This is a genomic window from Microlunatus phosphovorus NM-1 (assembly GCF_000270245.1).
GTDB lineage: Bacteria > Actinomycetota > Actinomycetes > Propionibacteriales > Propionibacteriaceae > Microlunatus > Microlunatus phosphovorus.
In genome coordinates this window covers 1,763,324-1,784,348 of the sequence record NC_015635.1, presented here as the reverse complement: position 1 = coordinate 1,784,348, position 21,025 = coordinate 1,763,324, and the positions used below count along the sequence as shown (strand labels likewise).

At 68.1% G+C, this 21,025-nt stretch carries 20 protein-coding genes; 7 read left to right on the top strand and 13 right to left on the bottom strand.

The window, feature by feature from the left end; genetic code table 11:
• Nucleotides 1-102 precede the first annotated feature (102 nt).
• Nucleotides 103-3,387 carry an AfsR/SARP family transcriptional regulator gene (locus MLP_RS08025; protein ID WP_013862551.1) on the top strand — a complete coding sequence of 1,095 codons (3,285 nt, stop codon included), beginning with the start codon at nt 103-105 and terminating at the stop codon, nt 3,385-3,387.
• Here MLP_RS08025 and MLP_RS08020 read toward each other — a convergent pair.
• Complete coding sequence (locus tag MLP_RS08020; RefSeq protein ID WP_013862550.1) at nt 3,369-4,208, bottom strand: ABC transporter permease; 840 nt, start codon at nt 4,206-4,208, stop codon at nt 3,369-3,371. The two genes, MLP_RS08025 and MLP_RS08020, sit on opposite strands and share 19 nt — an antisense overlap.
• A complete protein-coding gene (locus MLP_RS08015; protein ID WP_013862549.1) occupies nt 4,205-5,176 on the bottom strand; it encodes a daunorubicin resistance protein DrrA family ABC transporter ATP-binding protein in 972 nt (323 codons plus the stop codon). The genes MLP_RS08020 and MLP_RS08015 overlap by 4 nt, the downstream gene beginning before the upstream one ends.
• Nucleotides 5,177-5,378: 202 nt before the next feature.
• Between MLP_RS08015 and MLP_RS08010 the strand changes: the two genes are divergently transcribed.
• Both MLP_RS08010 and MLP_RS08005 read left to right on the top strand, forming a co-directional pair.
• The gene (locus MLP_RS08010) at nt 5,379-6,086 is read left to right on the top strand and encodes a class I SAM-dependent methyltransferase (protein ID WP_197536518.1); all 708 of its coding nucleotides are present in this window, start codon (nt 5,379-5,381) and stop codon (nt 6,084-6,086) included.
• On the top strand, nt 6,083-6,841 hold the full coding sequence (locus MLP_RS08005) for an SDR family oxidoreductase (protein ID WP_013862547.1): 759 nt from the start codon (nt 6,083-6,085) through the stop codon (nt 6,839-6,841). Before MLP_RS08010 ends, MLP_RS08005 begins: the two co-directional genes overlap by 4 nt.
• On the opposite strand, the gene MLP_RS08000 is transcribed toward MLP_RS08005, so the two are convergent.
• A complete protein-coding gene (locus tag MLP_RS08000) occupies nt 6,826-7,656 on the bottom strand; it encodes a hypothetical protein (protein WP_013862546.1) in 831 nt (276 codons plus the stop codon). The two genes, MLP_RS08005 and MLP_RS08000, sit on opposite strands and share 16 nt — an antisense overlap.
• Before the next feature lie 101 nt (nt 7,657-7,757).
• Here MLP_RS08000 and MLP_RS07995 point away from each other — a divergent pair, with 101 nt between their 5' ends.
• Nucleotides 7,758-8,609 carry an SGNH/GDSL hydrolase family protein gene (locus tag MLP_RS07995; RefSeq protein ID WP_172641550.1) on the top strand — a complete coding sequence of 284 codons (852 nt, stop codon included), beginning with the start codon at nt 7,758-7,760 and terminating at the stop codon, nt 8,607-8,609.
• A gap of 59 nt (nt 8,610-8,668) precedes the next feature.
• Here the strand turns inward: MLP_RS07995 and MLP_RS07990 are convergent, their stop codons facing one another.
• From MLP_RS07990 to rpsP, 6 genes are all read right to left on the bottom strand, one after another.
• Nucleotides 8,669-9,745 carry an alpha/beta hydrolase gene (locus MLP_RS07990; RefSeq protein ID WP_013862544.1) on the bottom strand — a complete coding sequence of 359 codons (1,077 nt, stop codon included), beginning with the start codon at nt 9,743-9,745 and terminating at the stop codon, nt 8,669-8,671.
• A gap of 4 nt (nt 9,746-9,749) precedes the next feature.
• On the bottom strand, nt 9,750-10,028 hold the full coding sequence (locus tag MLP_RS07985) for a hypothetical protein (protein ID WP_013862543.1): 279 nt from the start codon (nt 10,026-10,028) through the stop codon (nt 9,750-9,752).
• A gap of 95 nt (nt 10,029-10,123) precedes the next feature.
• Nucleotides 10,124-10,849 carry a tRNA (guanosine(37)-N1)-methyltransferase TrmD gene (trmD, locus tag MLP_RS07980; RefSeq protein ID WP_013862542.1) on the bottom strand — a complete coding sequence of 242 codons (726 nt, stop codon included), beginning with the start codon at nt 10,847-10,849 and terminating at the stop codon, nt 10,124-10,126.
• Nucleotides 10,849-11,379 carry a ribosome maturation factor RimM gene (gene rimM, locus MLP_RS07975; protein WP_013862541.1) on the bottom strand — a complete coding sequence of 177 codons (531 nt, stop codon included), beginning with the start codon at nt 11,377-11,379 and terminating at the stop codon, nt 10,849-10,851. Before rimM ends, trmD begins: the two co-directional genes overlap by 1 nt.
• 18 nt (nt 11,380-11,397) lie before the next feature.
• Nucleotides 11,398-11,661 carry an RNA-binding protein gene (locus MLP_RS07970; protein ID WP_013862540.1) on the bottom strand — a complete coding sequence of 88 codons (264 nt, stop codon included), beginning with the start codon at nt 11,659-11,661 and terminating at the stop codon, nt 11,398-11,400.
• A gap of 2 nt (nt 11,662-11,663) precedes the next feature.
• Nucleotides 11,664-12,071 carry a 30S ribosomal protein S16 gene (gene rpsP / locus MLP_RS07965; protein WP_013862539.1) on the bottom strand — a complete coding sequence of 136 codons (408 nt, stop codon included), beginning with the start codon at nt 12,069-12,071 and terminating at the stop codon, nt 11,664-11,666.
• Between the two features lie 220 nt (nt 12,072-12,291).
• On the opposite strand from rpsP, the gene MLP_RS07960 reads away from it, so the two are divergent.
• Nucleotides 12,292-12,813: an adenylyl-sulfate kinase gene (locus MLP_RS07960; RefSeq protein WP_013862538.1), complete on the top strand. Its 522-nt coding sequence runs from the start codon at nt 12,292-12,294 to the stop codon at nt 12,811-12,813.
• Nucleotides 12,814-12,955: 142 nt separating this feature from the next.
• Nucleotides 12,956-13,660 (top strand): dienelactone hydrolase family protein, encoded by a 705-nt coding sequence (locus tag MLP_RS07955; RefSeq protein ID WP_013862537.1) that lies wholly within the window; start codon nt 12,956-12,958, stop codon nt 13,658-13,660.
• Nucleotides 13,661-13,664: 4 nt separating this feature from the next.
• Here the strand turns inward: MLP_RS07955 and MLP_RS07950 are convergent, their stop codons facing one another.
• Genes MLP_RS07950 through ffh form a run of 4 tightly spaced genes read right to left on the bottom strand, consistent with a single transcriptional unit; the run spans nt 13,665 to nt 19,843 of the window.
• The gene (locus MLP_RS07950) at nt 13,665-14,480 is read right to left on the bottom strand and encodes an ABC transporter permease (protein ID WP_013862536.1); all 816 of its coding nucleotides are present in this window, start codon (nt 14,478-14,480) and stop codon (nt 13,665-13,667) included.
• On the bottom strand, nt 14,477-17,095 hold the full coding sequence (locus tag MLP_RS07945; protein ID WP_049804495.1) for an alpha/beta fold hydrolase: 2,619 nt from the start codon (nt 17,093-17,095) through the stop codon (nt 14,477-14,479). The genes MLP_RS07950 and MLP_RS07945 overlap by 4 nt, the downstream gene beginning before the upstream one ends.
• 44 nt (nt 17,096-17,139) lie before the next feature.
• On the bottom strand, nt 17,140-18,270 hold the full coding sequence (locus tag MLP_RS07940) for an amidohydrolase family protein (RefSeq protein ID WP_013862534.1): 1,131 nt from the start codon (nt 18,268-18,270) through the stop codon (nt 17,140-17,142).
• A 10-nt stretch (nt 18,271-18,280) separates the two neighbouring features.
• The gene (gene ffh, locus MLP_RS07935) at nt 18,281-19,843 is read right to left on the bottom strand and encodes a signal recognition particle protein (protein ID WP_013862533.1); all 1,563 of its coding nucleotides are present in this window, start codon (nt 19,841-19,843) and stop codon (nt 18,281-18,283) included.
• Nucleotides 19,844-20,250: 407 nt separating this feature from the next.
• On the opposite strand from ffh, the gene MLP_RS07930 reads away from it, so the two are divergent.
• Entirely contained in the window at nt 20,251-20,955 is a 705-nt protein-coding gene (locus tag MLP_RS07930; RefSeq protein WP_013862532.1) for a hypothetical protein, read from the top strand.
• Nucleotides 20,956-21,025 lie beyond the last annotated feature (70 nt).

Sequence of the window (21,025 nt, the reverse complement as noted above, 5' to 3'; positions counted from 1 at the left end):
CACAGGTAAGGCCACCCTGTCTACTGGTGTTTTTCGCCACCTTCGGAGGGGTGAGGTGGCCGATCTCACACCTCTTGGTCGCTCAGGCGAGAATGATCGGCGATGGACATCGCCCTGCTCGGACCGCTCGAGGTCGCCGTCGGTGGCCAGCCCCGCCCCATCGCCGGCGGTCGGCTGCGGTCGCTGCTCTCCCGGCTGGCGGTTGCCGAGGGCCGGGTCGTGTCCACTGCCGAGCTGGTCGAGGCGGTCTGGCCCGACGACCCGCCCTCCGGAGCTGCCAATGCGCTGCAGTCGCTGGTGTCGCGGCTGCGCCGGGCGCTCGCTGACCCGGAGGCCGTCAGTCAGGCGGCCACCGGCTATCGGCTCGCGATTTCCCCGACCGAGCTGGACGCGGCCCGCTTCGCAGAGCTGGTGCGAGACGCTGAACAGCAGGCCGGCTCCGGGCAACCGCAGGAGGCGATCGCCGGGTTCGATGCGGCACTGCGGCTCTGGCGTGGCGAGCCGCTCGCCGATGCCGGGGACGCCGAGTACGCGGTCGGCTACCGGACGACCTGGGAACGGCTGCGACTCCGAGCTGAGGAAGAACGCCTCACCTCTCTGCTGACCGCCGGACGGATCGGTGACGCGGTCTCCACGGCAGAAGCCCTGGCCGTCGACCACCCGCTGAACGAGCGGATCATCGCCAGTCGGCTGCGCGCCTTGGCCGCCGCAGGTCGGGTGCCGGAAGCCCTGGCCAACTACGAGGAGACCCGGCAGTTCTTGCGCCGAGAGCTCGGCACCGAGCCAGGGGCCGAACTGCAGGCCCTGCATCTGCGATTGCTACGGGGCGAGCTGGGTCCGGCACCGGACACCGTCCCCTCCCCACCGGCCCGGCGGAGCAACCTGCGGGCGCCGCTGACCAGCTTCGTCGGTCGCGAGGACGACCTCAGCAGGGTCCTGGACCTGGTCACCGCCCATCGGCTCACGACCGTCATCGGACCCGGCGGTGCGGGCAAGACCCGACTCGCGATCGAGGCCGCGCGCCGCTGGCTCGCGGTTCAGCCTGACTCGGCATGGCTGGTCGAGCTGGCACCGGTCACCGACCCCGACAACCTGGCCGCCACCGTGCTGGGGGCGTTGGGGTTGCGGGATGCGCGAGTCACTGAGCGCGCCGAACGCTCGGCGCAGGGTGCCCACGAACGTCTGCTGGACCGGCTCCGGGAGGCTCGCTGCCTGCTCGTGATGGACAACTGCGAGCACGTGCTGGACGCGGTCGCCCAACTCATCGACGACATCCTGGCCGCCGCGCCGGGTGTCGTCGTGCTGGCCACCAGCCGCGAACTGCTCGGACTAACCGGCGAGGCGCTGTGCGCTCTGCCGCCGCTGCCGTTGCCTGCCGCCGACGTACCACTGTCGGATGCCGTCAGCTATCCGGCGGTTGAGCTCTGGCTCGACCGAGCGACCACCGTACGTCCGGCGTTCGCGCTGGACCCGGAAACCCTCGGGCCAGTGATCGAGATCGTCCGCCGGTTGGACGGTCTGCCGCTGGCGATCGAGCTGGCGGCCGCGCGCCTCCGGCTACTGCCGGTGACTGAGATCGCTGCCCGGCTGTCGGATCGGTTCCGGCTGCTCACCGGGGGCAATCGGACCAGCCTGCCTCGACACCGCACGCTACGCGCCGTGGTCGAGTGGAGCTGGGATCTGCTGGCACCCGACGAACGGCTGCTTGCCGAGCGGCTGGCGGTCTTCCCGGCCGGCGCCGATCTGGACAGCGCGGCGACCGTCTGCGCCGACGCCCGGCTGCCTGCGGGCGAGATCGAGTCGCTGCTCGCCTCGCTGGTCGACAAGTCCTTGCTGCAGGCCGAGCTGCCGGAGGCCACCGGCGCCACCGGGGTGCGTTATCGGATGCTGGAGACGATCCGCGAGTACGGCGTCGAGCGGCTGGCCGAACGCGACGAGTTGGCCGACGTACGGCTGGCGCATGCCGAGCACTATGCGGCGTCTGCGATCGGCTGGGAGCCGATGCTGCGCGGTCGCGACCAGCTGATCGCGTTGACCAGTCTCAGCATGGACCGCGACAACGTCCTGGCGGCGCTGCGCTATCTCGGCGACTCGGGCAGAGGTGAGGAGGCGCTGCAACTGCTGCTGGCGCTCACCTGGTACTGGACACTGCTCGATGCTCGCACCGAGTTCGCCGACTGGGCCGCGTTCGTGTTGGCCGCGAACGACGGCAAGGACCTGCCCGACCTCGTCTACGCCCGTGCCGCCCGGCTGCTTTCCGACCTCGGCGAGCGGACCGCCACGCAGCGGCCGAACTGGGATCGGGTCCGACAACGGCTGGGCGCGCTTGCCGAGGAGCTGGCCACGGCCGGTCCCCCGCCGTTTCCCAGTCTCGGCGTGCTCCGGCCGATGGTCGCGGCCTTTGCCGGCGAGCTGGACCTGGCCGATGTCTTGTTGGCCGAGGCCGGACGGTCGGACGACCCTTGGCTACGGGCAGCGTCGCAGGCGACCGCCGCGAACCTGTACGAGAACTCCGGCGAGATCGAACGCATGCGTGCGGCAGTCGACCTCGCCTATCCCGCGTTCGTCGCCCTCGGTGACCGCTGGGGACTGTCCACCTGCTTGATGGCGCGGGCCCAGCTCGCCACCCTCGATGGCCGGCTGGCCGACGCGCTGGCGGACTATCTGCAGGCCCGACGCTGCATTCGCGAGCTCGGGTCGGTCGAGGACGAGCTGTTCCTGCATCTGCAGATCGCGGATGTGTACGTCCGCTCCGGGGACATCCCCGCTGCCCGCGCCGAGCTGGACGAACTGGCCACCAGCGGACCGCTGGGCCCGCACCCCGAGCGGCAACTGTTCACCACCGCCTCGCTGGCCGTGCTCGAGCTGCAGGTCGGCCGGCACGATCAGGCCCGGTTGCTGGTCGCCGAATTGCGTCGCGCACTGAGCGAGCGCCACGAGTCGACGGTGATGCTGGACCACGTCCAAGGCATCGGTCTGGCGGCCGCGGCTGTGGTGGAGTGCCTGACCGACGACGGGGATCTGGAGCAGGCGGCGGCAGATCTGCGCGAAGGTTACCCGGCCGCCATGCAGACCATGGACGGCCCGATCATCTCCGCCATCGGCGTGGCCCAAGGCGCCTGGCTGGCTGCCACCGGGCGCAGCCGGGAAGCGGCGATCGTGCTCGGGGCCGCCACCACCGTCCGCGGAGCCGAGGACCGCAGCAACTGGACCGCCGCCCTGATCAGGCAACGGCTTCAGGTCGCCCTGGGTGAGCAGTTCTGGTCGCTGTATCAGCAGGGACAGGCGCTGGCGCGGGTCGAGGCGCTCCAGCACCTCGACCCGCTCAGACATCTCGATCCGGTGAGGAGCCCCGGTCCGGATGAGCCTCAGGCCCGCTTCCGGTAGCCCCACAACGCCAGCGGGACGAACACGACCAGCAGCACCGCCATCCAGCCGAGTGTCCAGGCGAGGTCGGTGCCGTACGAGCCGCCCAGCATCAGGGTCCGTACGGTGCTGACCAGATGCGAGATCGGATTGACGTTGACGAAGGCCTGCAGCCAGCCCGGCATGGTCTCGGTCGGCACGAAGGTGTTGCTGCCGAAGCTCAGCGGCAACACGATCAGGAAGCCGATTCCCTGCACGGCACCGGAGGTGCGGGCGATCATCCCGATGAACACCGAGATCCAGCAGAAGCACAACGCGAAGCCGATACACAGGGCCATCGCGGCGACGACCTGCGTCGGACCGGTCTGCACCCGGAAGCCCATCGCGAACCCGGCCCCCATGGTGACCACACACAGCGTGAGGTAGCGGGCCACGTCGGCGACCACGGCACCGACCAGCGGCACCGACCGCCCGATCGGCAGCGAGCGGAAACGGTCGAAGATGCCCTTTTCGATGTCGGTGTTGAGGTTGGTGCCCAGTGCGATGCCGGCCATCGCGATGGTCTGGCCGAGGATGCCGGGCAGCAGGAATTGCAGGTAGTCGTGTTGCGAACCGCCGGCGATCGCGCCGCCGAAGATGTAGGTGAACAGGGCCAGGAAGATCACCGGCTGCAAGGTCACGTCGATCAGTGCCTCGGGCGTCCGCCAGGTCTTGATCAGGCTGCGCTGGGCAACGACGAACACGTGCCGGAGGTAACTGACCGGCGTCCGCTCCGTCGGGGGCGTTGAGACGGAGAGTCGTGGTGCCGGGTTGGTCGTGGTGTCGAGAGTGGTCGTGCTCATGCTGCCTCCTCCACCGGGGCATCGTCGGGTTCGTCGTCACCGGCGCGGCGGCCGGTGAGGGTGAGAAAGACCTCGTCCAGGCTGGGTAGATGCAACGACAGCTCGGTCACCGCGATGCCGAGCTCACCGAGCCGGGACACGACCACGGGCAGACTCGCCTCGTCGGCCACCGGCACGGACAGCTGGTTGCGGCCGGACGCCTCCGGTACGCCGGTGCCGATCTGGGCCAGCACAGAGGCGACCTCGGCCAGCCGGTCGGGATCGGTGGGCCGGACCGCGATCCGCTGGCCACCGACGATCCGCTTCAGCCCTTCCGGGGAGTCGTGGGCGATCACCCGTCCGTGGTCGATGACGCTGATCTCGTCGGCCAGCGCATCGGCCTCTTCGAGGTACTGGGTGGTGAGCAGGACGGTCGATCCCTCGGTCACGAGGTTGCGGATGACGGCCCACATGTCCTCGCGCTTGGCCGGGTCCAGCCCCGTGGTCGGCTCGTCGAGGAAGATCACCGCCGGTCGTCCGACGAGGCTGGCCGCCAGGTCGAGTCGGCGACGCATGCCGCCGGAATAGGTCTTGGCCATCTTCCTGGCCGCCGCGGTCAGGTCGAACCATTCCAGCAGCTCCGCCGCCCGGGACTTGGCCTGACGACGGGTGAGGTCGAGCAGCTGCCCGATCATCACCAGGTTCTGGGTGCCGGTCAGATCCTCGTCGACCGAGGCGTACTGGCCGGTGAGTCCGATCGTGGCGCGGACCTGTTCGGCCTGGGTCGCCACGTCGTACCCGCCGACCCGGGCACTGCCCGCATCCGGCCGCAGCAGGGTGGCCAGCACGCGTACGGCCGTGGTCTTGCCGGCTCCATTGGGACCCAGCACACCCAAGACGGTGCCCTCGCGCGCGGCGAGATCCACTCCGTCGAGGGCCTGGGTGGTGCCGAACCGCTTGCGCAGTCCGGTTGCTTCAATCACGTTCATACCCAGCAGCCTGACGCGAGGCGCTGACACCGTACGCACACGCCGCTGTCACGAGGGTGACGAGCGTGCCAGACGACCGCCGGAACAGTGACGCACCGGAGGTCTCGCTGCGTGTGGCAGCTCGGGTGAGCCGCTGCTCACTGCTCCGGTGACCGACGTCGGCACCACCAGCGGCCGGTAGGCAGGTGGCAGGATCGGACCCGTGACGCTACGGCAGTGGGTAGAAACGTTCGCCGGTGGCACATTCCTGACGGGAATGGCCGAGCTCAATGCCCGGCACCCGTGGAGCCACAACGATCACTTCCACAGCTGGATCCTGGCCACCATGCCGAGGCCATGCCGGAGGGCGCTCGACGTCGGCTGCGGTCGTGGCGAGTTGGTGGCCGCTCTTGCACCCCACGCGGACCACGTGGTCGGCAACGACGCCGATCCGGCGATGCGCGAGCAGGCGAGTCAACGCTGCGCAGGCCTGCCCAATGTCACGATCACCAGCGGCGACTGGACCGACAGCGATGGCCAGTTCGATCTCGTGACGATGGTCGCGGTCTTGCATCACCTCGACGTGGCCGAGGCGCTGCACGACGTGCGGCGGCTGCTCAGTCCCGGCGGGCGTTTCCTGGCCGTCGGGCTGGCTCGACCTCACACCGCCCGCGACCACGCTTGGGACATCGCCTCGATGATCACCAACCCGATCATCGGATACGTGAAGCATCCGTGGCCCAGCAGGACAGACGGCCCGCAGCCCTCGCCGTTTCCCGTCCGCGACCCCATGCTCTCCTTCGACGAGTTGCGGCGGCTCCTCGACGACGTCCTGCCCGGGGCGATCATCCGGCGCCAACTGGGTTTTCGCCACACGATCGCATGGACCAAACCAGACACCACGGATTCGGCGGAAGGAGTCGGACAATGACAGGACCGATCGTGGTGACCGGCGGCACCGGTACACTGGGCCGGCCGGTCGTCGAGGGACTGCTGCGGTCCGGCAGCACAGTCCGGGTGGCCAGCCGCCGGGCGCACCCGGATCGCGACCTGGCGTACCAGTGGGCCCAGGTTGACTATCGCAGCGAGTCCAGTACGCGGGCCGCAATGGCGAGCGCCGACACGGTGGTGCACTGCGCCAACAGCATGCGGCGGGTGCTGGATGACCAGGTGGTCAGGGCAGCGGTCCGCGCCGAGGTCGCACACTTCGTCTACATCTCGATTGTCGGCATCGACCGGATCCCGTTCCGGTATTACCAGAACAAGCTGGCCACCGAACGGCAGCTCGAGGCCTCCGGAATGCCGTACACGATCCTGCGCGCCACGCAGTTCCACGACCTGGCATACCAGTTGGTCGCCGCGCTCACCAAAGCGTGGATCGCGCCGTTGCCGGCCGGTTGGCGGGTGCAGCCGGTGGAGGTCGGCGAGGTGGCTGACCGGCTGGTGGCGCTCGCCCGGCAACCAGCCGCCGGACGCGTACCCGACTTCGGCGGACCCGAGGTGCGCACCTTGCCAGAGCTGGCCGCCAGCTATCGCTCCTCGATCGGCCGCTCACCTCGCCGCGTGCTGGCGCTGCCGTTTCCGGGAGCGACGTCGGCAGCACTCCGCCACGGCGCCAATCTCACCCCGGACCACGCGGTGGGCCGGGTCACCTTCGAGCAGTATCTGCGTCAGGAACCGCAGTAGTCCTCGGTCGTGGCGACCTGCTTGATCCTCACCGGCGTCTTCGCCCAGGTGACGAACTCGCTCAGCCCGACCTCGCTGTCCGGATTGCCCCAGTCGTAGGTGTAGCCCAGCCGGGTCCAGGGGTAGCCGTTCTTCTCGTCGTAGGACAGACTCCGCTGGAGATTGAACCAATCCTTGTGCGCCTCATAGTCGGCCTTGGACGCGAAGTCCTTCACTGGCGGCATCTCCAGGTCCGCGGTGTGATCGTCGATCTCGGGATCGGGGCTGGGCCGGAAGAGTTGGTCAGCCGGCATCCACATCTCGACCACCTTGGTCTTGCCATTGTGCGGCGGCAGTCCGAGGAGCTGCTCCAGGCGCAGCGTCAGCGGAGTCGTCTCGTCGGGCTGATAGCTCGCGCAGAACCTCTTGAACTCCGGCGCGGCGGTCACCCAGGCCTCGCGTTGCAGGACGACCTTCTTTCCTATCTGATCGTCATAACCATCCCAGGAAGTCCAGGTGGTCATCAGCACATGATCGCGCTTCTTGTTCCAGACCACATCGTCGTTCTCGGGATCGATCGCAGTCAGCTGATCGGAGATCTCGTCGGGCTCGGCGACGCTGGCATCGACCACGGCAGCGCGAAACTCGGCATCCAGTTGCTCGTCGGTGAGAGCGGTCGGCCCGGGAGACGCGGTCTCGGATGCCGATGGCGAGCTCGAAGACACTGAGTTGGCTGGTGCACAGGCCAGGAGGGCAATCGGCAACGCGAGTGCCGCCAGCTTTCCGAGCGTGGCAACGGCGGGATGCACGCGTGGTGAGCCCACGGAGAGGGACATGAACGCCTTTCTTTTCTATGTCGTCAGAAGAGAAGAAGATAGCAGTGCCTCTTCCTCCCGGCTCATCGCTCGGGCTTGTCCGCGGGTTGCACTCTGGCTTGATGAGCAGACGCCAGGACACTCGGGCTGTCTGGGCGGCGATGGTCACTGCCTTGCTGGTGATCCTGGCGGTTCTCGGGTGGCTGACACCCCGGGCTCTCGGCCTCGGTGCCACCACAAGCACGAGTCCTGGTTCATCGGCGGATCATCGCGCCGAGCAGGACTCCGCGCCCTTGCAGCTGGTCGGCTTCGGTGACTCGGTGCTGGCCGGTGCCGGCTGCGACTGCGACGACTACCTCGTGCAGGCTGCGGACCAGGTACGCCACGACACCGGTCGGCGAGTCACCACGGCCAACGGTGGTGTCAACGGCGCGACCGTCGCCGATCTGCTGCACGAACTGCGTACCGACGACAAGGCCATCGCCCAGCTCGAGCAGGCCGACGTGATCGTGCTGACCATCGGCGCCAACGACCTCCAGCCCTCGCTCGACTCCTGGGCCGACCAGGGCTGCGATGCGCACTGCTACCAACCCGGGATCGCTTCGATGGCGGCTCGGCTGGACGCCGTCCTCGGCGTCATCGACCAGTCGAAGAAGCCCAGTACGACAGTGCTGGTGACCGACTACTGGAATGTCTACCTCGACGGCGAGGTCGGCCGGCACACCTACGGCGCCGGTTACCTGTCGTGGAGCGACCTGGTGACGAAGGCCGCAAACAGGGCCATTTGCCGGTCCGCCGAGCAGGGCCACGCCACCTGCGTCGATCTCTACCGGCCGTTCAAGGGCGACGGCGGCGACGATCCCACCGAGCTACTCGCCGGTGACGGCGATCATGCGAACGCTCGCGGCACCACGGCGATCTCGCGTACGGTCGCAGAGGCGATTGAGCGGGCACTTCCCGCCCGATCCCACTGACACCTCGATGTCCCAGCGCCGCCGCCGATGCCCAGGGAGGCCGCCGGCGTGCCCGACGATCAGCCCGTTCCGAAGGCTCCGCGTTGCTGGAACCAGCCGAGGATCCCGGGCAGCAGGTCTCGATAGTTGCGATAGTTGTGACCGCCCTCGGCGAAGATGTAGGTGTAGACGTTGGGATTGCCCCGCGTTGCGGCGATCATCTTCTCCGTCATCGGCCAGGACTCCGTGTCCTGCTTGCCGGAGATCAGCAGCAAGCTCCGGCCGGCCGGCAATCCCTTGGTCAGATACAGATGGAGCGGCGAGTTGTCCGCACGCTCGGCCTTGTTCCTGAACAACCTGCCCGTCGTGTGATCCAGCAGCGGCTGGTAGTAGCCGCCGAGCGACGCGGCCGCTGCGAAACGTCCTGGTTCGGTGAGCAGCAGCTTCGCGGCACAGAAGCCACCCGTGCTCCAGCCCGTCACCGACCAGAGGCTGGCCCGGTCGGACACCCGGAAACGTGCCAGAGTCGCCTGCGGGACATCCTTCTGCAGCCAGGTCAGTGCTTGCGGCCCAGTATCGACATTGGTGCACTCGGTGTCGCGAGGCGGATCGATCATCAGTGGCGGGAAGACTGCGACGAACGGCTGCACCCGCCCGCTGTCGATCTCCCGGGTCGCCACCGCACCGAAGTCGAAGTGCCGAAACATCGACTGCACCAGGGATGGCTGACCCGGCAGCACCATCATCACGGGGAACTTCTTGTCGGCATGGTCGGGCTCGTCGTACTGGTGTGGCAACCAGACCAAGACGTCCGCGGTTGCCCCGGATGGTCCGCCGGAGACCTTCACGATCTCGACCCGGCCCTGCCCTTTGCTGACCAGTCCCCGGTCGCTGACACCGGCGGGCGCGTCGCGGCCGAGGCCGGTGAGATCAGTCCAGGAGTGGTAGAAGCCGTAGCTGTCGTTGGCGACCAGGAAGGTGAGGAAGACCGCCAGCAACTGGCAGCCCAGCAAGGCGCACAGCCGCCCGATGCTTGCCCTCACCCCATGAGGGCGGCCTCGGCGAGCAGTGATCCGCCAGCGCAGGATCACCCCGATCGGGGCCGCAATCACCAGCACGATGACGAGCGACAACAGGGCCGGACCGGCGAGACTCATCTGATCATCCCTGCGACCGGATGCTGGTGGTCTCGGCCACGTTGGGTCCGAACAGGTCGGTCCAGGACGTATAGAACGCGAACTCGTTGTTGACGACCAAGAAGGTCAGCGCGATCGCCAACAGTTGGCCGACGACCGCGAAGAGCCAGCCCGCCAGGGTGCGACCGACCGAAGATCGTCGAGCCCGCACCGACCGGTGCCACCAAACCGTCCCGATCACCGGCCAGGCGATAGCCGCCACTGCCACGAGGATGAGCAACGCATTGCTGGTGAGTGCCAGCATGGCACCGTCCTTCCCGCTCCCAGCGGCCTCCCTGTCAGCCCTGATCAGCCCCTGTCAGCCTGATCAGCCCCTGTCAGCCTGATCAGCAGCCTCTGTCAGCCCTGATCAGACAGTAGCTCCGGGCGCCGCTCACGGGTCAGCTCCACCGCCCGCTCGCGGCGCCAGGCCGCGATCTGGGCGTGGTGACCGGAGAACAGGACTTCCGGCACCTCGAGTCCACGCCAAGACGGCGGCTTGGTGTAGATCGGATACTCCAACAGCCGGTCATGACCGGCGGAATGTGACTCTTCGGTCAGCGAGTCGGGATTGCCGATGACGCCGGGAATGAGTCGCACGACCGCCTCGATCACCACCAAGGCGGCGGCTTCTCCCCCGTTCAGCACATAGTCGCCGATGCTGATCTCCTCGACCCGCATCCGGGTGCGTGCGTACGGGACCACGCGGGCGTCGATGCCCTCATAGCGGCCGCAGGCCAGGATCAGGTGCTGTTCGCCGGCCAGCTCGTCGGCCAGGGCTTGGTCGAACCGACGGCCGGATGGGGTGAAGACCAGCAGTCGCGGGCCCGGTGCGGCGGTCTCGGCATCCTCGCCGGGCTCCGGGACCAGGGTGTCCAGGCATTCGCCCCAGGGCTCGGGCTTCATCACCATGCCCGCGCCACCGCCGTACGGGGTGTTGTCGACCGTACGGTGTCGATCGTGGGTCCAGTCCCTCAGATCGTGGACGCGCAGATCGACGATCCCGGTCTCGATCGCCTTGCCGACCAGCGAGAGCCGCAGCGGGGCCAGATAGTCCGGGAAGATGGTGACGACGTCGAGACGCATCAGTCGCTGTCGATCTCGTCGACGAGCAAGCCCGGTACGTCGGCGAGCTGCACCAGCCGCGCCGTCAGATCCACCTTCGGGACGATGGCCCGAACGAAGGGCACCAGCCGCTTTCCGGTGGGTGTTTGAATCTCCAGCAGGTCCTGCCCCGGCAGGTGGATCACGTCGGCAACGCTGCCCACCTCGGCATCGGCAGCGTCGAACACCCGCAGACCGGTGAGTTGCCGGTCGTAGAACTCCTCCTCGTCGCCGGGGCGCTCGTCGGCGTCGACGTCGACAACCAGCACCGCACCGCGAAGCAGCTCCGCAGCGGTCCGATCCGGACACTCGTCGAACCGGACCAGCAGCCGACCACTGTGATCACGGGTCGAGGTCACGGTGAGTGATCGACCGCTGCCCTCGATCCGCAACCTGCTGCCGGGTGCGAAGCGTCGCTCCGGTTCGTCGGTGCGTAGCTCGATGCCCACGTCACCGCGAATGCCGTGAGCCCGGCCGACGATGCCGACGATCACCTCGACGGTGTCAGCCACGAGGGTCAGCCACGAGGGTCAGCGACGTCCGCCGCGGCGCTGAGGCTTGTCGGTGTCAACGAAGTCGATCCGGATGCTCTGATTGCCGGCCAGCGCCCCGACGACGGTGCGCAGAGCGGTGGCCGTACGACCGGAACGGCCGATCACCTTGCCGATGTCGGACGGGTTGACCCTGACCTCGAGCATCCGGCCGCCTTGCCGAAGCCGCTTGTCGCGGACCCGGACTTCGTCGGGATGCGCGACGATGCCGCGCACCAGATGCTCGAGTGCGTCGTCCAGCACGCTCAGGCCTCGCTGGACTCGTCGGCCGAATCCTTGGACTTCTTGGAGATGGCTTCGACCTTCGGCTCGCTGCCGGCGTCGGCGAGAGCGGCGTTGAAGGCGTCGAGCTTGTTCTTCTTCTCCTTCTGCGGCTCCACACCCGAGGGCGAGGTGTCGCCGGAGAACTTCTGCCAGTCACCGGTCCGCTTGAACAGCGCCACCACGGCCTCGGTCGGCTGAGCGCCGACGGAGAGCCAGTACTGTGCGCGCTCAGAATCGACCTCGATCACCGACGGGTCGTTCTTCGGGTGGTACTTGCCGATCTCCTCGATCGCCCGGCCGTCACGCTTGGTGCGCGAGTCGGCGACGACGATGCGGTAGTGCGGCGACCGGATCTTGCCCAGTCGCTTCAGACGAATCTTGACAGCCACGTGTGTGGTTACTCCTGTGTGGATATTGCCTGGGATCTGCCCCAGCCAAAGTACGGGTGAGGTCGCGTCGCGGCGTGGGCCACCGGCCGGCGAACTCGGGTGGATCCATGTCGCACGGCGTTGAGAGGGCACCACAAGACATAGAAGCTCGGCCATTCTGCCAGATCCGCGCCCTGCCCCGAAATCGCCGAGATCCCGGCGCATCCGCCAGACTATCGGGGTGCCATCGGGAGCTCTGTTCCTCAACGGAACCGTCGGGGCTGGGAAGACGACCGCTGCCGAGGCGATCGGCGACCTGCTCCAGCAACGCGGGATCCCATACGCGGTCATCGACCTCGACTGGTTGCGCAACGCCTGGCCCGCACCGGCCGACGACCCGTTCAACCTGGAACTGGAGCTGCAGAACCTGGCGGCCGTGACCGCGAACTTCCGCAAGGCGGGCGCCCGAGTTCTCGTCCTTGCCGGGGTGATCGAGAAGCCTGGGGATCGCGAGCGCTACGAGCGTGCCCTCGATGAGCAATTCGTCGTGTGTCGGCTGGTCGTCCCGATCCCTCGGATCCAATCCAGGATCACCGCAAGACATCCGCCCGGCGCCGAGCGAGACTGGCACCTGGCGCGAATCGGTGAACTCGACTCGATCCTCGAATCGGCCCAGCTGGACGACTTCGTCGTACAAATCGACGATGCCGAGCCGCCAGCTATTGCCCGTGAAGTCCTCCGCACCGTCGGCTGGACCGACTGACGTCATCGACTGGTGCGCTGTGGTTGCTTCAAGCGAAGCAACCCTGGCGCACCAGTGAGTACGCACTCACTTCGACATCGACGGTCTGACCCCTACCTAACCGCTGGATCTCCTCGCTCCCGCCACCGGATAGCGTGCCGCCATGGAGACCGTGACCGAGGACGTGACCATCGGCGACCGGATGGCGGTTTCTGCCCGGCCGGCGGGTGCGGGACGGTGGCCGGGCGTGGTGATGCTGCACGAGGGTTACGGCATCAATGAGGTGCTCCGACGACAGGCTCAGCGGCTCGCCTCGGCCGGATATCTGGTGGTGGCGCCGGACTTGCTCGGCGACGGTCAGCGGTACGACGCGCTGAAGAGTGCTCTCGAGTCCCTGACGGCGCGGCAGGGCACACCGTTCGAGGTGATAGCGCAGTCTCGGACCTGGGTGATCGACCGTCGCGAGTGCAACGGGAAGGTCGGCGTGATCGGGTTCGGCCTGGGTGGAGGGTACGCCTTGGCCGTCGCGGGCTCCGGCTTCGATGCGGCCGCCGTCAACTACGCCGTGATCCCTGAGGACGCCATCGAGCTGCTGCGTGGCTCCTGCCCGATCGTGGGCAGCTACGGAGCCAAGGACCGACTGAGCGGCGGCATCACCAAGCTCGCGGCAGCTCTGGAGGAACACCAGATCGACTATGACCTCAAGGTCTATCGGCGAGCCGGACACTCCTTCCTCAACGATGTCCCGGTCGGACCGGTGCTGCTGCGGCCGATGATGAAGATCGCGAGCGTGGGCCCGGAACCGGAGTCGGCCAAGCACGCGTGGGGGCGGATCGAGTCCTTCTTCGGGCGGCACCTGCGCGGGTGACCGCTCAGCTGGTGATGTCCTTGCGCAGGAAGTGCCACAGTGCCGCCGAGATCAGCACCACCGCGTACCCGACCGACCACAGCGCTCCGTTGATCATGTCGGAGAAGTCGACCCGGGTCGCCAACGCATCGGTCCACGCGTATCTGTAGTGACCCGGCAGTGCCTGCCGCAGCTCGCCGAGCGGATCGATGGTGTCCAGGATCGCCATCACGATCATGATCACCACCGCGCCCCCGACCGCCCCGAGCGGCGCGTCGGTCCAGACGCCGAACGCGAACGCCAGCCCGGCCACGACGAGTTGGCTGAGCAGCAGGTAGACCACGATCAGGACAAGCCGGCCCGCGAATCCGGGCCAGCCGATCTGCTCCCCCGTCGGCCCGATATAGGGACCGAAGCCGTATGCGACACCGCCGACCAGCAGCGACCAGGCCGGCAGGAAGGCCAAAGCCACCGTCGAGAAGATGGCGGCAACGACGAGCTTCTGCCGCACCAGCCGGGTCCGCGGCACCGGGGCCGCCAGCAGGTACCGCAGACTCGACCAGGATGCCTCGGTCGGCACCGAGTCGCCGGCGAACAAGGCGATGATCACGATGATCAAGAAGCCGGTGGAGGCGAACAGCGCGAACACCGTCAGATTGGCTCCGCTGGCCTGGCCGAGATCGACGAACGAGCGTGACCCCGGGCCGGGGTCATCGTCGGCGAGCGAGAACGCAGCGATCAGGATCAGTGGCAGCGCGACCAACACGGCGAAGACACCAAGAGTGCGACGGCGGCGCAGCTGCCGGACGATCTCGGCCCGCAGCGGCAATGGCCGGCTCATCGGTCTGCCCCCGCCAGCATGTCCAGGAACACGTGCTCCAGCGAGACCGTGTGATCCTGGGTCAGCTCGACCACGGAGCCGGTCAGCACCACCTTGCCGCCCGACATCATCACGACATGGGTGCAGGTCTGCTCGACCTCGCTGAGCAGGTGACTGGAGACGACCACCGTCCGGCCGGTTGCCGCATAGTCATGCAGCACCGTCCGCATGGCATTGATCTGAGGCGGATCCAGCCCGTTGGCCGGCTCGTCGAGCAGCAGCAGCGGCGGCTTGCCCAACATGGCCTGAGCGATTCCCAGCCGCTGTCGCATGCCCTGGCTGTAGCCGCGTACCCGACGGTCGATCGCCTCGCCGAGCCCGGCCACTGCCAGGGCGGACTCCAGTTGCGCTTCGTCCAGCGGGCGACCGGTGACCTCCCAATAGGCGTCCAGGTTCTGCCGTCCGGTCAGATGTGGGAGGAACCCCGGACCCTCGATGAAGGCCCCGACCTCACGCAGCACCTCGGACCCTTCGCTGACCGACTCGCCGTGCACGAAGACCATGCCGGAGTCGGGGCGGATGAGTCCGACCAGCATCCGCAGCACCGTCGTCTTCCCTGCGCCGTTGGGTCCGAGGAGTCCCACGACCTGGCCCGATTCGGCCCGGAACGAGACGCCGTCCACGGCCCGGACGCCACCGCCATAGGTCTTGGCCAGGTTCTCCACCACCAGCGGCGTCGCTCGCAGCTCTTCCCGTACGACACCTGACCGCTCCCGTCGGCGGAGCAGGACCGCACCGAGGATCGCAGCGACGACCAGACCGGAGACGACCAGCACCAGCGGCAGCGGCACGTCCAGGCCCTGCGACACAACTTGGACGGTCGGCAGCTGTGGCACCGTCAGCTGCGGCGTACCCGCCAGTCCGATCTGATAGACCGTCCCGTCCTTCCGGTTGGCGTACGCGGCGTCGGTGCTGGAGACGACCACGCGCAGCCGATGCCCGATCGGCACCTGGTGGGCCACGGCCGGCAGTGCCACCTCGACGGTGGTGGGCTGATCAGGTGTGAGCGCGTGCAGCTGAACCGGTGCCACCACCGACTGCGGCAGGACGGCCGTCTGTGGCACCAGGCTGGTCGGCTGGCTGGCTTCGGCGCTGTTCTCCGGAGTGGGCTGGCCCGAGCCGGACCCCGGCTCAGGCGTAGCCGGTGCCACATCGGGACCGAGATCCCACAGGCCGACGAAGACGGTGGCGCTGGTCGTGGTGGAGGTCACCTCCAGGCGGACCCGACCGCTGCCGAGCAGTGTCAAGGGCTCGGTCAGCACGTCGCTGGTGAAGACGGCCGTCTGTCCGGGCAGCACGGCCAGCGGATACGCCGCCCCGGCTGCCGCGGCACCGGCCGCCGCCGAGCCACCGCCAGGCAGCGTGGTCATTGCCGTGGGTACGCCGCCCGGCGGCGACACCACATCTTGGGTCCCACCGGTCAACGGCACAGCCAGCCGGGCCAGCGTGCCGCCGTCCCGTCCGGGATAGTCCGCGGCCGTGATGCTGGTCGGCTCCCGGCGACCCTGGTCATTGCCGAGCAGAGCCGTGGCCGGGACCACTGCACTGAAGGTGGGCGCGGCGTTCCCCGACTCGTCATGCTTCAGGTAGCGGTCGAACCAACCCTCCAGCTGCGGCAACAAGGCATCGAGGTCGATCCCGCCGTCGTGACCACCGGCCACCCAGGTCATCGCCGCCGGGGTCGAGGTCGGCAGCCCGCGGAAGTTGGCGTCGGCTTGGTCAAGGGTGAAGAGGGTGTCCGACTCGCCCTGGACGATCAGGGTCGGCGCGGTGATCCGGGACAGCACTCGGCTCATGGAGGAGCGGTCCAGCACGTTGACCAGTCCTGGCGACGGGGTGCCGGTGAGCGCGGTCTGGAGATACTCCTGGCACAGGTCGTTGGCGAATCGGCCACACAGCGGGGAACGTCCGCCACCGTTCTGCGATGGCGCTCCGTCCGCCAGGCCGCTGAGGAAGAACACTCCGGCCCAGCGCTGCTTGAAGACCCCCACGTCATCGGCCGGGTCGATGGCGGCGAGCGAGACCTGCGAGGCGCTGACCGCATACTGGGGCACCAGCGCCTGGGTCAGCGAGTGCCAGGTGAAGGCCGGCACGATCGCGTCGACTCGCTGATCCAGGCCGGCCGCGAGCAGTGCTGCCGCGCCACCGTACGAGGCCCCGGCGACGCCGATCACCGGATCGTCGCCCTCCTTGGCGACCTCGGGTTGGGTGGCAGCGGCATCGATCATGCGGACTGCATCACGGCCCTCGTAGGTCGGGTTGCCGAGGTGGATCAGACCGCCGGAGTCGCCGAACCCTCGTGCGGTGTAGGTGAGGACGGTGTAGCCCCGCCGGGCCAACTGCTGCGCGATCGGAGCACTGTCGGCCTTGGTGCCGCCGAACCCATGGGCCAAGAGGATGGCCGGCTGCGGCACTCCCGGCTTGGTGGTGAACAGCGAGGCATCCAGCGTGACCGGATTCCCGTCCGACTCCGGCGTGCCGCGGACCTTCAGCACGGTCTCGGTCACCGGTGTCGTGTCGTCAGCCGGGGTGTCTGCGTAGGCCGGCACGATCGGCATCAGGCCGACAGCGGCCACGACTATCGCTAGAGTGCGGAAAACTCGCCTCACCTGTGGGTGCCTCACCGCATATCGCCGGGTTCTGGGCCAGATCGGGGTGAGTTTGACGCATCCGCCTCCATGACCCGGCCACGAAGGACGACGTACTTCGGGGCCTGGAGAACGCGCAGATCGAGTCGGGGATCTGCATCGAACACCACGAAGTCGGCGGGCGCGCCGTCGGTCAGCATGTCCGGATGCCCGAGCCAACGCCGCGCCGCCCACGATCCGGCGGCCAGGGCACCCTGGTTGCCGAGGATCGTCGACAACGCCGCCATCTCCTGCGCGACCAGACCGTGCGGGAGATAGCCGCCGGCATCGGTGCCGGCATAGATCGGCACGCCGGCGTCATGCGCGGCACCCAAGGTCTCCGACCGGCGCGCATAGAGCGCCCGCATATGCGCCGCATAGCGCGGAAACCGCGCCTCGCCCTGCTGTGCATAGCGCTCGAAATTGTCCACTTGAAGCATGGTCGGCACCAGCGCCACCTGACGCTCGGCCATCATCGAGATGACCTCGGGGGTGATGCCGGTCCCGTGCTCGATACCGTCGATCCCGGCCGCCACCAGCTCCGCGACAGCCTGCTCACCGAAGACGTGGGCTGTCACCCGGGCACCGAGCTCATGGGCCCTGGCGATGGCTGCGCGGGCGGTCTCGAACGGCCAGAGCGGGGCCAGATCGCCCACCTCGCGGTCGATCCAGTCCCCCACCAGCTTCACCCAGCCGTCGCCGCGGCGTACCTGACGCTCGACCTCGGCAACCAGTTCCTCCGGCTCGATCTCGACACCGTAGTTGCGCAGATAGCGCTTCGGCCGCGCGATGTGCCGGCCGGCGCGGATCAGCCGGGGCAGGTCCTCGCGATCGTCGATCCAGCGGGCGTCCGCCGGGCTGCCGGCATCGCGCAGCAACAACGCGCCGGCCCGTCGCTCGGCCAGCGCATGCTGTTCAGCGACCTCGTACGGGACCGCGCCCTGGGACTCCAGACCGATGTGGCAGTGGGCATCGACCAGCCCGGGCAGCATGAATGCTCCGCCGAGGTTGACGGCATCGCGGACCGGTTCGAGCCGCACCACGCCATCGGCCACCCAGACGTCCCGGTGGTCCCCGTCCGGGAGCACCACCCCCCGGAGGTGCAGTCGGTCAGCCCCGAGCACGGCTCGCCAACTACTTGCCGAGACGCTTGGTCAGCTCCGGCGGCAGCTGGAAGTCGCTGAGCGCCTTCTGCAGCTCGGCCGGATCCATATTCTGCGGCATGCCGAACGCCGCGCCTGGATCGGCGGCGGCCGGCACCTGCTTGGGCGCGTTCCGCTTGGCCGGATTACCCGAGACGCCTCGGGCATTCTTCTTCTTGGCCTTGGGCTGCTGCCGCTTCGGGCCGCCACGGCCCGCCATGCCGGGCATTCCCGGGATGCCTGGCATCTTGCCGCTGGCCAGCGCGGTCATCGCCTTGCGTGCCTCGAAGAACCGGTCGACGAGGTTGTTGACCTCGCTCACCTGGGTGCCGGAGCCCTTGGCGATGCGCGCCCGGCGCGAGCCGTCGATGATCTTGGGATTGTCCCGCTCGGTCGGCGTCATCGAGTGGATGATCGCCTCGATCCGGTCGATCTCCTTCTCATCGATGTTGGCGATCTGGTCCTTGAGCTGTCCCATTCCGGGCAGCATGCCGAACACCTTGGACAGCGGCCCCATCTTGCGCACCATCTGCATCTGCTGCAGGAAGTCGGCGAGTCCGAACTCGCCCCCTTGACCGGCGAGCTTGGCGGCGGCCTTGGCCGACTGCTCGGCATCGAAGGTCTTTTCCGCCTGCTCGATCAAGGTGAGCATGTCGCCCATGCCGAGGATCCGGCTGGCCATCCGGTCGGGATGGAAGACGTCGAAGTCCTTCTGGCCCTCGCCGCTGGAGGCGAACATGATCGGCTTGCCGGTCACCCTCGCGATCGAGAGTGCCGCGCCGCCGCGGGCGTCGCCGTCGAGCTTGGTCAGCACCACGCCGTCGAAGCCGACGCCCTCGGCGAACGCGTTCGCGGTGTTGACGGCGTCCTGGCCGATCATGGCGTCGACCACGAACAGCACCTCGTCCGGGCGTACCGCATCGCGGATGTCCGCGGCCTGCTGCATCAGCTCCGCGTCGATGCCGAGCCGGCCGGCGGTGTCGACGATGACCACGTCGTAGAGCCGGCGTTCGGCCTCGGCAATGGAGTTCTTGGCCACCTCGATCGGGTTCCCGACCCCGTTGCCCGGCTCTGGAGCAAAGACGTGGACGCCGGCCCGCTGACCCACGATCTGCAACTGGTTGACGGCATTGGGTCGCTGCAGGTCGGCTGCGACCAGCAGCGGTGAGTGCCCCTGACCCTTCAGCCAGAGAGCGAGCTTGCCGGCCAGGGTCGTCTTGCCTGCACCTTGCAGACCGGCGAGCATGATCACCGTCGGCGGCCGCTTGGCGAATCTGACGGTCCGGGTCTCGCCACCCAGGATGCTGACCAGCTCGTCGTTGACGATCTTGACGATCTGCTGCGCCGGATTCAGCGCGGCGTGCAGCTCCGTGGAGCGTGCCCGCTCCTTGACCGCGGCCACGAACTCCTTGACCACCGCCAGGTTGACGTCAGCCTCGAGCAGGGCGCGCCGAATCTCCCGAGCCGTCTCGTCGATATCGGCCTCGGTGATGCGGCCTTTGCCGCGGAGGTTCTTGAACGTTGCGGCCAGGCGGTCCTGCAGAGTGTCGAACACGGTCGTTCCTCGATCGTCGTCACAAGTCGTCGGCACCGAGAGGTGCTCGGGTCAGCCTACTCAAGCCCATACGTACCAGCGGATTCCCAGAGCTGTTCGGCGTCGGCCGAGCCGTGGCAGCTCACAACCAGGCCGGACATCGTCTACCTGCCATGTGCTGCCAGTCTTGCCTGCGGAGATGCCACCCAACATCCTCACCTCCCTCGCCATGGGTCGAGTATCGCGCCTGCTCTGACATCGCGTCCCCAGCAACAACGCAACGGTCGTCTGTGGCCCCTGGGCGCCAGCCGTACGCGCTTCACGCGGGAGTCGCGGTCGTCTGTGGCCCCTGGGCGCCAGCCGCCCCGACCGCCGGCTCCCCGGAGTGTTCGGCGTCGGCCGAGCCGGCCGAACTACGCTCAGCAGCCATGTCCACGTACGGAAGTAGGTTCGACGGCCTCTTCGCTGCTGCCGTACCGACTGTCCTGTCGGGTGCGCACAACCGAGAGACGCCACCCACCTCCGGGTCGCGATGGCCGGTCAGCATCGTCGCTCTGCTCCCGGCGGACGTCGAGTCGATCCTGGACGGGCTCACTCGGCAAGCAGCTGACATTGCCGGCGACGATCACTTCCAGACCGGGCGGGCCGGCTCGGCCCATATGACGCTTCGTGCCTTGGACCGGTTCCGGCCGGACGCCAGGTCGGATGACCCGGCGGCATCCCGCTATGCGTCAGCGATGGCGCGAACGGCGACGGCTATCGGGCCGGTGCCGTTGGAACTGACAGGGATCACCTTGACCGGCGGTGGAGTGCTGGCGCAGCTCGAGCCCACCGATGAAAGGTGCTGGGAGCTACTGCGCCGACTTCGCGTCGAACTCGGCGCAGACGGCTGGTGTGAGGGTGACTGGCAGCGCGATCTTGTCCATGCAAGCCTGCTGCACTTCGCCGGCGATATCGCCGATCCCGCAGCGCTGATCGACTGGGTCCGGCAGCATCGCCGGATGGATCCGGTCGCGGTCGAGCTGAGCGCGATGCTCCTGGTGCGCTACACCTACCGGGAGAGCGTCGACCACAACGGTGGAAGGATTCGCCAGATGGCCCGCAGCACGTGGCATCGGGAGTCTTTGCTCTGACCCAGATCCGCGGGTGATAGCTGTGTCGAGTCGAGACTGGGAGCACTGTCGGCGTCGGACTCGTGCGTGC

Coding starts and splice junctions, on each gene's coding strand:
- MLP_RS07930 (WP_013862532.1), top strand. CDS start 20,251: ATGTCCACGTACGGAAGTAGGTTCGACGGCCTCTTCGCTGCTGCCGTA.
- MLP_RS08025 (WP_013862551.1), top strand. CDS start 103: ATGGACATCGCCCTGCTCGGACCGCTCGAGGTCGCCGTCGGTGGCCAG.
- MLP_RS08015 (WP_013862549.1), bottom strand. CDS start 5,176: ATGAACGTGATTGAAGCAACCGGACTGCGCAAGCGGTTCGGCACCACC.
- trmD (WP_013862542.1), bottom strand. CDS start 10,849: ATGCGTCTCGACGTCGTCACCATCTTCCCGGACTATCTGGCCCCGCTG.
- MLP_RS08000 (WP_013862546.1), bottom strand. CDS start 7,656: ATGTCCCTCTCCGTGGGCTCACCACGCGTGCATCCCGCCGTTGCCACG.
- MLP_RS07995 (WP_172641550.1), top strand. CDS start 7,758: ATGAGCAGACGCCAGGACACTCGGGCTGTCTGGGCGGCGATGGTCACT.
- MLP_RS07985 (WP_013862543.1), bottom strand. CDS start 10,028: ATGCTGGCACTCACCAGCAATGCGTTGCTCATCCTCGTGGCAGTGGCG.
- MLP_RS07950 (WP_013862536.1), bottom strand. CDS start 14,480: ATGAGCCGGCCATTGCCGCTGCGGGCCGAGATCGTCCGGCAGCTGCGC.
- MLP_RS08020 (WP_013862550.1), bottom strand. CDS start 4,208: ATGAGCACGACCACTCTCGACACCACGACCAACCCGGCACCACGACTC.
- MLP_RS07955 (WP_013862537.1), top strand. CDS start 12,956: ATGGAGACCGTGACCGAGGACGTGACCATCGGCGACCGGATGGCGGTT.
- MLP_RS07990 (WP_013862544.1), bottom strand. CDS start 9,745: ATGAGTCTCGCCGGTCCGGCCCTGTTGTCGCTCGTCATCGTGCTGGTG.
- MLP_RS08005 (WP_013862547.1), top strand. CDS start 6,083: ATGACAGGACCGATCGTGGTGACCGGCGGCACCGGTACACTGGGCCGG.